The sequence below is a fragment of the Maribellus maritimus genome, from assembly GCF_022267315.1.
GTDB classification, from domain to species: Bacteria; Bacteroidota; Bacteroidia; order Bacteroidales; family Prolixibacteraceae; genus Draconibacterium; species Draconibacterium maritimum.
In genome coordinates this window covers 1-3,780 of sequence record NZ_JAIKLE010000098.1, presented here as the reverse complement: position 1 = coordinate 3,780, position 3,780 = coordinate 1, and the positions used below count along the sequence as shown (strand labels likewise).

Genomic DNA, 3,780 nt, shown 5'->3' with positions numbered 1-3,780 from the left:
CGGTGGTTTTCGAGCCGCGGATTCTCGCATGAACGTCACGTCCTACCGGACGCTGACGCTCACCGAAATCCGCTCCGCAACTTACACCAACCGTTAGCCACAAGCTTAAAACCAGACATATGAGAGAATGGATTAATAATAGATTCGGAACTAACTTTTCAGAAAATGACTTATCAAGCGTTAAAGATTTCTCATTATTATGGAATGTTTTTGAGAATATTGTTTGCGACAACAACTGTTCTGTTAATCGACTTTCAGAAAGACTAAATCCAATTGATTTTGACCTCGCAGAATTTGAAAACAACTTGAATTATTTTAGAAATAGATATATCAGCGACGGAGAAACAAATGAAAGATTTAATCATTTGAACTTTAGGAATAACGATAGAAGAGAATTAGTCGCTGATGTTTTGTTGGGAAACAACAATAATAATTCGGAAAACATATTGGCGTTGGCAATAATTGTTTATCGATTTAGAAACAATCTCTTTCACGGTTTAAAGCAAATGGAATTTATCGACCAACAGAAAGAAAATTTTGATAATGCAAATATGGTGTTAACCGCCATTTTGAGACATTTTTAGATTTGAATAACTTACTTGAAATATTTAGTACCAGAGAAATCTCGCTTTTTAGTTGGATTTTACTTTTCATAATCGCCTTGCTGTTTATGAAGTCGATGAGAACTTCTATTTGGGGGCTAATTAAGATGTTGTTCCAAAAAAGTTTTTTGAAGATATATGCAATTTTAGGTATGTATTTATTTCTAATGTTTTATGCTCTGTATAAAGTAAAATTTTGGGATTTAGCCTATTTAAAAGACTCACTTCTATGGTTATTCACAGTGGGGTTTGTGCTGATGTTTAAATCAGTAGAAGCAAAAAACTTTACCTATTTCAAGAATATCTTGCGAGAAAGTTTAAAGTGGACGGTGTTATTTGAGTTCATAATAAACTTTTACAGTTTTAGTTTAATTACTGAGTTTATAATGCTTCCAGTATTAGTTTTTATTGCAACCACACAAGCATTTTCAGAATTAGACAAGACAAATATTCAAGTAACAAAATTGTTGACTAATATTTTAAGCATAATTGGATTTGTATTTCTAGGGTTCTCAATTTACAAAACGATAATAGGATTCGAAACTTTCTTTTCATTTACTACTTTAAGAATTTTCATTTTTCCAATAGTTTTGACAACTCTATTTCTGCCCTTCATTTATTTTCTTTCTCTTTTCAGTATCTATGAATCCTATTTTGTAAGGTTAGATTTTATGACCGTTAAAAAGGAAGAAGTAAAAACTGTTAAAAAATTAATAAGGCGTAGAGCAAATTTTAATATAAACAAATTGAATCGAATTATTACGAATTTTGATAAGAGAGTTTTTTATGACAACACCAATTTAGATGTCTATATTAAAAATATTAGTAGAAAAGAATAAAAGCCAGTGGCTAACAAAAGCTATATGTAATGCGGGGTTCAGCGGGTAATTCAACCGCAGTTCTTCGCATCAACAACGCCAATTCGTCTTTGACGATTTGGCTATAAAAACTAAAATATGAATAAACGAATTGGCTCAGTGGCAGCCTGACAGTGAAGCATTTCAAAGTCCCGCACTCCACATAGCCAAACCGTTAGCACCAATTTTGAAATGAGCCAAACAAATAGATTAATTAACATATTAGATAAAGAAAGGATTGAAGCCTTCAATTCCTATAACCTGACAACTAAGGATATCGAATTCATCCGAGAAGTCAATGAAGATGTCTTAAGAAAAATTCCTCAAAAGGCTTTTAATTGCGCTCAGTTAAGTGCTTTGTTGGGGGCGGTAATTTATGACCATTCGGATATTCCTGTTGCCGTAATTTCTGGTCATCTTGATTATTTCGAAAAACGAATTTTCAACTGCAAATCGCCGATTCCATATTCCTCTGAGAAAAAAGAAATCAATGAGATTTGGGATGGTCATTGTTGGGTTGAAATTCCAAATCTAATTATCGACAACTCAATTTTCAGAACTATCTATTTGGGAAATGTTTCATCAACTTTTAGAGACCAAATAATAAAAAAGTTTGGTAACGGGAAAGGGACAATAATTGCTCCCATTGAGAAAATGTATACGATAGGTTTTAATTATACTCCATGTTATGAGTTAAATCAGAACCAAATAAATGGTCTTATTAAATCAATATGAAAGCTCTTTTACATCAGATTTTTGAATCTTCAACTGACATTTTCTTTGTCGATGAATTAGACAACATTCTTAATAATGTTAACGAAAGAAATTTATGTGGGCGACTTGCTATCTATATGGAAAACTTAGTGAAGCAAAATAAAATTTCAGGTTACTACGCAGACCCGGAATACAATCGAAAACAAAACGGACAAGTCAAAACGATATTAGATGATGAAATGAATGTTGTCAGTATAAATTGTGACATTATACTTCATAGTAGAGGGAAAATTGTTGCACAAGACAACCTTATCGCAATCGAAATGAAAAAATCAAATCGACCGGAAGAAGAAAAACTTAGCGACAAAAAACGGTTACGTGCACTAACAAAAGACAGCTACGATGACATATGGTCATTTGACGGAGTTACTCTTCCCGAGCATGTTTGTGGATATATCTTAGGATTCTATATGGAAATAGATATAAAGGCAAGAAGTTGTTTAATAGAGTGTTATCAAAAAGGAGCAAAAACACATGACTGGACGAGAAATTTTTAAAAAACTGGTGCTAACACAGTACATATTGCAGGGCGGGGTTCGGTGGTACGCCAACTGCGGATTCTCGCATCGCAGTTCCGTGTCCTTCGGACAGGAACGCGCTCCGAAATCCGCCCCGACAACATGTACCAACCGTTAGCCACAAGCAGGACTCAAGTACAACAAACAGATAATGAATAAAAAGATAATTATGACAGAATTTTGGGAAGAAAGTTTTAAGGATAAAAAAGAAATGTGGGGATTTGAACCTGCTGATTCTGCCATTGCAACTACAGAGCTGTTTAAAAATATCGGATTAAATAAAATATTAATACCTGGATTTGGATACGGAAGAAATGCTAAGATATTCATTGACCAAGGATTTGATGTAACTGGAATTGAGATTTCAGAAACTGCGATTGATTTGGCCAAAAAACATTACGGAGATGACTTGAAAATTCATCATGGTTCTGTTTCTGAAATGCCGTTTGACCAATACTTATATGACGGGATTTATTGTTACGCATTGATTCATTTACTTAATGAGTCAGAAAGAGAAAAACTGATTAATGATTGTTATAATCAACTAAATACAAATGGATACATGGTCTTTATTGCGATTTCAAAATTGGATGCTCGCTACGGAAATGGAGAAGAAATAAGCAAAGATACTTTTAAGACAGGACATGGTGTTAACTTATTTTTCTATGATGCGGATTCGGTAAAAAAAGAATTTGGAGATTATGGATTGATTAAATCAGAAGAGATTAGTGAACCTTCAATGAATGTTGACAACAAACCTTCACAAAGATTTATTCAGATTATATGCAGAAAACAAAGTAAATAATGCCAGTGGCTAACATTTTGTATAAGTAATGGCAGGCAAAGTGCTAAATATCAAGGTTTGTAGCCCGCTCAAACTGCGTAGCGGTTTGACAGGCAAAAAGCCCGCAATCTGCCACTACTCATACAATTTACCGTTACATGCCAGTTAAAAAAAGTTAGTGCATATATGAAACCGACTGATAAACAGATAGTAGAAATTGCCGACAATTTAGATTCAGGGATGAG

5 protein-coding genes are annotated in these 3,780 nt (G+C 33.7%); all 5 read left to right on the top strand.

Features of this window, described 5'->3' with window-relative positions; translation table 11 throughout:
- Positions 1-119 precede the first annotated feature (119 nt).
- The 5 genes from K5G00_RS28960 to K5G00_RS28940 all read left to right on the top strand — a co-directional run bounded on the left by K5G00_RS28960 (position 120) and on the right by K5G00_RS28940 (position 3,556).
- Entirely contained in the window at positions 120-584 is a 465-nt protein-coding gene (locus tag K5G00_RS28960) for a hypothetical protein (protein WP_238770020.1), read from the top strand.
- Positions 585-730: 146 nt separating this feature from the next.
- Positions 731-1,441: a hypothetical protein gene (locus tag K5G00_RS28955; RefSeq protein WP_238770018.1), complete on the top strand. Its 711-nt coding sequence runs from the start codon at positions 731-733 to the stop codon at positions 1,439-1,441.
- Positions 1,442-1,651: 210 nt separating this feature from the next.
- Entirely contained in the window at positions 1,652-2,194 is a 543-nt protein-coding gene (locus K5G00_RS28950; protein WP_238770016.1) for a hypothetical protein, read from the top strand.
- Positions 2,191-2,730: a hypothetical protein gene (locus K5G00_RS28945; protein ID WP_238770014.1), complete on the top strand. Its 540-nt coding sequence runs from the start codon at positions 2,191-2,193 to the stop codon at positions 2,728-2,730. The genes K5G00_RS28950 and K5G00_RS28945 overlap by 4 nt, the downstream gene beginning before the upstream one ends.
- A 172-nt stretch (positions 2,731-2,902) precedes the next feature.
- Complete coding sequence (locus tag K5G00_RS28940; RefSeq protein WP_238770012.1) at positions 2,903-3,556, top strand: class I SAM-dependent methyltransferase; 654 nt, start codon at positions 2,903-2,905, stop codon at positions 3,554-3,556.
- Positions 3,557-3,780 lie beyond the last annotated feature (224 nt).

What these genes read in the sequence shown, in the direction of transcription:
- K5G00_RS28960 (WP_238770020.1), top strand. Translation starts at nt 120, where the DNA reads ATGAGAGAATGGATTAATAATAGATTCGGAACTAACTTTTCAGAAAAT.
- K5G00_RS28950 (WP_238770016.1), top strand. Translation starts at nt 1,652, where the DNA reads ATGAGCCAAACAAATAGATTAATTAACATATTAGATAAAGAAAGGATT.
- K5G00_RS28945 (WP_238770014.1), top strand. Translation starts at nt 2,191, where the DNA reads ATGAAAGCTCTTTTACATCAGATTTTTGAATCTTCAACTGACATTTTC.
- K5G00_RS28940 (WP_238770012.1), top strand. Translation starts at nt 2,903, where the DNA reads ATGAATAAAAAGATAATTATGACAGAATTTTGGGAAGAAAGTTTTAAG.